This window comes from Finegoldia magna (assembly GCF_018371055.1).
GTDB classification, from domain to species: domain Bacteria; phylum Bacillota; class Clostridia; order Tissierellales; family Peptoniphilaceae; genus Finegoldia; species Finegoldia magna_I.
Window position 1 is genome coordinate 1 of sequence record NZ_JAGYZD010000129.1, and the last position, 4,991, is coordinate 4,991.

Consider the following 4,991-nt stretch of genomic DNA (forward strand, 5'->3'; position numbering starts at 1 on the left):
ATAGAAAAGAAAAAGTATTTATTAGATTTGGAACAAAATCACAAACCTTCTGTAAATATTTGAGCAATGTTTACGAAATTGCAACAAATGTTTTCAAGCGATTTTTAAGATATTTATCGTGATATAATATAGAAAAGCAGGAGGAAATTATGAGGTTAGATATTTTTAAATCGAAACTAAAAAACTTACAGAAAACAATCAAACTATATCCGATAGTATTGTTTTCCATATTTGTCGCTACAATATTTGCAATTATGGGGATATGGTATATCGAAATCGGTGCATTGAATAGCACTTTAACAGCTGATTTACTTATTTCTTCGCTTTATTTTGCGATGAGCTACATGATTGTAAAGCTGATAATCACAGACAAAAACATAGAAATCACCAAGGGCAAAAAAGCTTTGGTATATACAATTGTTTCATTGATTATGGGATTAGTGTGCTATTTCCTAATAATAAAGGTAGATAAGTCCTTCGTACTTAGAAATCAAATCACGGAAATGGGATTATTTGTGACGCTTTTTGTCGGAATGTTTATCGCAGGTCACTTTAATAAGAAAAATGACTATGCCGACTACGCAGTTAAAATAGTTTTATCAATAATAGAATCGTTAATTTATTGCGTAACGATTTTTATTGGAATTGTTGCGATTTTGTTCACGACAAAGGAACTGTTCAAACTACAATTTAATCTTAGCAATGTCATAGTATCATGCGCAGCGGTAATTTTCCTATTGCTCAACGCATCCATAATTTTATCCAAATTCCCATTGAAATATAGTGACGAAAATCTGAAAATCAAATGGCTTTTGCCTTTTAAGTTCTTGTTTACCAGAATTATCGCACCGATATTTTTGATATACGGATCGATTTTACTTCTATATATAATAAAGGTAGTAGTATTAAAAACAATACCTAACAATATCGTCACAAATCTTATTTTGTGGTACGGATTGCTTTCGGTTGTGGTATTGTTTATATCTAAGACTGTGGAAGATAAGTTTATAAATGTTTACAACAAAATTCAACCTATAATATTGTTGATACTTTCAGTAATGATGTTTTATTCAATAGGCATCAGAATTTCGTATTATGGAGTTACAGAAGAAAGATATCTAGTAGTAGTTGGTGGAATTTTCATTGTTATTTCAATGATTTACTATTTGTTTTTCAACAAGAAGACATACATCACGATACCGACAACATTTTTGATATTGGCATTGATTTCTTCGGTGGGACCTATTTCTGCATATAACATCAGTAGAATAGATCAAAAAGCCAAGTTAGAAAAAATGTTAGTTGAAGAAAATCTTCTTGTAGATGGCAAAATAAAATCTCAAAGCAATGTAAATCCAGCTAAAATAAAGGAAATAAAAGACAAACTTGACTATTTTGTAGTCAAACACAACATAAAAGAACTTCCTTATTTAGGTGACAAATTTACAACTTCGCAAGAGGATATGAATCGTGTATTTGGATTCAGAGGAGATGAATTTGAGTCGCTATACGGACAAATACGATCTTTTGTCAATGATAGGTTAGAAATTGATACCACAAACTACGATCGACTACTTGAAAATATTCAATTCCAGTACGATTCAAACACACATAATATCGAAAATTTGGGAAATCAAAATGTTACGTTTTCCAAAAAATCAAATATTGTTGTTATAAAATACAAAAATGAACCAATTGGAAAATTCAACATAGACACATTTAATAACAGATTAGAAGAATTATGGAATCTACAAGGACCTGATATTAATACAGAAGACCCTGAACTTTTGATAAAAGATGAGGGCGTAATTAACAGTCGTAAATACAAAACGATACTTGAAAGAGCAGAATGTCTTTATGATAATGGACAAAAAATGACTTACTACATCAAATGCTTATACACAAAATAAGTGAATAATATTCTTTACAAAAAATTATCAAGTGTTATAATAAATCTGTATTTTAACAAATTAATTATTGTCAATTGAGGAGAAAAATTATGTATAATTTTAACTGTGATTATCTAGAAGGGGTTCACCCAAATATTATAAAAGCACTTGAAGAGACCAATATGGTTCAACAACAAGGCTATTGCAACGATGAATACACTCACGAAGCAAAAGAACTTATCAGAAAAAAGATTTCAGATCAAGACGTTTACTTACTACATGGTTCTACAGCTTGCAACAAACTTGTTATTAAAACATCTTTGAGACCTTTTGAAAGTGTAATTGCATGTGATAATGCACACATTAACACATTAGAAACAGGTGCTATTGAAGATATTGGACACAAAATTGAAATTGTAGAAGATGAAGATGGACTTTTGATTCCAGAAGTAATAGACAAATTCGTCTCAGAAAGAATGAATGATCCAGCTTATTTTCATAAACCAATCCCTAAAATGGTTTACATAACCAACTCATCAGAATCGGGAACAATCTACACCAAACAAAGACTTTTGGAAATAAAAAAAGTTTGCGACAAGCATGGATTGTATTTGTTCATGGATGGCGCAAGACTTGCATATGCATTAGCTGCAAAAAACAATGATTTAACATTGAAAGAAATTTGCGATATTGTTGATGCAACATATGTCGGTGGAACAAAATGTGGTGCGATGTTTGGAGAAGCGTTGATAATAAATAACGACGACTTCAAACTTCATTTTAAAAACTACATTAAAGGCTCTGGAATGTTGATTGCCAAATCCAGATTTTTGGGAATTCAATTTAGAGAACTATTTACTGATGATTTAATATTCAAGTTAGCAGAAAAAGCTGATGAACAAGCAGATAGAATTAGAAAAAGATTAAAAGAACAAAACTATGTTCTGGCTACTCAATCTACAACCAATACAATATTCGTAAATATGGATTATGAGAGATATCACAGATTAAAACACAAATATAATTTTTGCGAAAACTATAAAACAGATGATTACATCAATGTAAGAATTTGTACATCATGGTCAACTCAAGATCACATGGTAGATGAATTGATAAATGATTTATAAATTTGCGACCTTAATTGGTCGCTTTTTTGATGGCAATTAAAAAAATAAAAAAATATTACAAAAAAGTTACAATGATTTACGAATAATCACCAAATACTTTTGTGGTATAAATTCCTAAAATATCTCATCTTTTATTTGTTTAAATCCATGTATTAAATTTTTCAAACAAAAAACAGAAAAATTTCGTGAAAAAATGTAAAAATATTTCACTCAGAACTAATATGATAACTAATATCAAATGATTAATTTATGAAAACAATATTTCAATAAAATAGCGATTATTACGAAATGTATACAATCGTGCAAAGATAAATTAAAACGAAAAATTCTATAAAAAAACGGAATAAGACAATTAAATAACGATTTAATATTAAAATATTTTGAAAAAATGTTGTTTATGTTATCATTTTCATGAATTCATGTTATAATGAAATTACGAAAAACGTGAAGACTAGAACTTATATATTTTCAAATATGTATTCACGATTAATTCGGATTTTCTCATATGATTAAAATATTTAAGGAGGAATTGTAAATGAGAAACAAGAAAAGGTTTGTTGCCTTGATGTTAGCCGGCCTTATGGTTGCTGGTACAGCATGTGGAAATGGAGGATCAAAAGACGGAGGAGCTAAGGGAGAAAACACAGTATACAATACTTTCGTAGCGGCTGATCCTGAATCTATCGATGCTCAAAAAGGTAGTGACGGTTATGGTAATACTATAGTTAATAACGTATATGAACCACTTATCAGATTAGTTCAAAACGACGATTTAACATTGAAACCAGAAGCAGCAGCAGCAAAAGAATGGAAAGTTTCTGAAGATGCTATGACTTATACATTCACATTACGTGACGGCTTGAAATGGGATGACGGTCAACCATTAACTGCAAAAGATTTTGAATATGGTATTAAAAGAACTGCAGACCCTAAGACAGGTTCTGGTTCATCATTCTTATTAGCAGATATACTTAATTTCCAAGAAGTTAACTCAGGAAAAGCTCCATTGGATAAATTAGGAGTTAAAGCTCTTGATGACAAAACATTGGAAATCAAATTAGGTGCTCCGGCACAATACTTCATCAATATTGTTCCTTTCAGAGTATGTTTCCCACAAAGAAAAGACATAGTTGAAAAACAAGGTGAACAATTCGGTTCTGAAGCTAACACAATCGTAGGTTGCGGACCTTTCAAATTAACTGAATGGAGCCACAACTCTAAATTAGTTCTTGAAAAGAACAAAGATTACTGGAACAAAGATAAAGTTAAATTAGAAAAAGTAAACATCAGAGTGTTAACAGATGAAAACACTAGAATGAATGCTTTCCAATCTGGAGAAATTATGAGTGTAGGTACTAATAAACCAGAATGGACTTCTAAGTTCGATAAGAGAGAAGGAACTAAGACACAAAAAGTTGACCTTCCAGCTGTAGACTATTTTGCAGTTAACCACCAAGATAAATTATTCAAAAACAAAAAAGTTAGACAAGCATTCAACATCGCTTTAGACAGAGAAGGCTTCAACAATACAGTTCTTAAAGGAAAATCAGAACCTGCTTATTTCTGGGTACCAAAAGCTATTTCAATTAACGAATTGAAATACAGAGAAATGGCAGGAAACCCTGTTAAAGAAATGGCTGATAAATTAGGCGATCCAAAAGCATTATTATCAGAAGGTCTTAAAGAATTAGGAATGGATCCGGATCCTTCAAAATTAGAAGTAAGCTTGATTATGACTAACTCTCCAGAATTAAAGAAATCTGGTGAATATTTTCAACAAAACTTCCAAAACAAACTTGGCGTTAAAGTTAAATTGGAAATGATGGAATGGGCTATCCTTTCTGGTAAGATCAACAAAGGTAATTATCAAATGGGATATTTAGCATGGACTGCTGACTACAACCACCCATCAGCAATGATGTCTCTATTCACTTCAAGTGCTAACGCAGTTAGAACTGGATGGAAGAGCGAAGAA

The 4,991-nt window shown here is 31.0% G+C and carries 3 protein-coding genes; all 3 read left to right on the forward strand.

Annotated features, from left to right (window positions below):
- Nucleotides 1-149 precede the first annotated feature (149 nt).
- Entirely contained in the window at nucleotides 150-1,910 is a 1,761-nt protein-coding gene (locus KHW44_RS06330) for a DUF4153 domain-containing protein (RefSeq protein ID WP_304067342.1), read from the forward strand.
- A gap of 89 nt (nucleotides 1,911-1,999) precedes the next feature.
- Nucleotides 2,000-3,016, forward strand: a complete 1,017-nt coding sequence (locus tag KHW44_RS06335; protein ID WP_304067345.1) for a low specificity L-threonine aldolase — start codon at nucleotides 2,000-2,002, stop codon at nucleotides 3,014-3,016.
- 535 nt (nucleotides 3,017-3,551) lie between these two features.
- The coding region (locus tag KHW44_RS06340; RefSeq protein WP_304067348.1) for a peptide ABC transporter substrate-binding protein at nucleotides 3,552-4,991 on the forward strand (1,440 nt) is incomplete at its 3' end.

What these genes read in the sequence shown, in the direction of transcription:
- KHW44_RS06335 (WP_304067345.1), top strand. Translation starts at nt 2,000, where the DNA reads ATGTATAATTTTAACTGTGATTATCTAGAAGGGGTTCACCCAAATATT.
- KHW44_RS06330 (WP_304067342.1), top strand. Translation starts at nt 150, where the DNA reads ATGAGGTTAGATATTTTTAAATCGAAACTAAAAAACTTACAGAAAACA.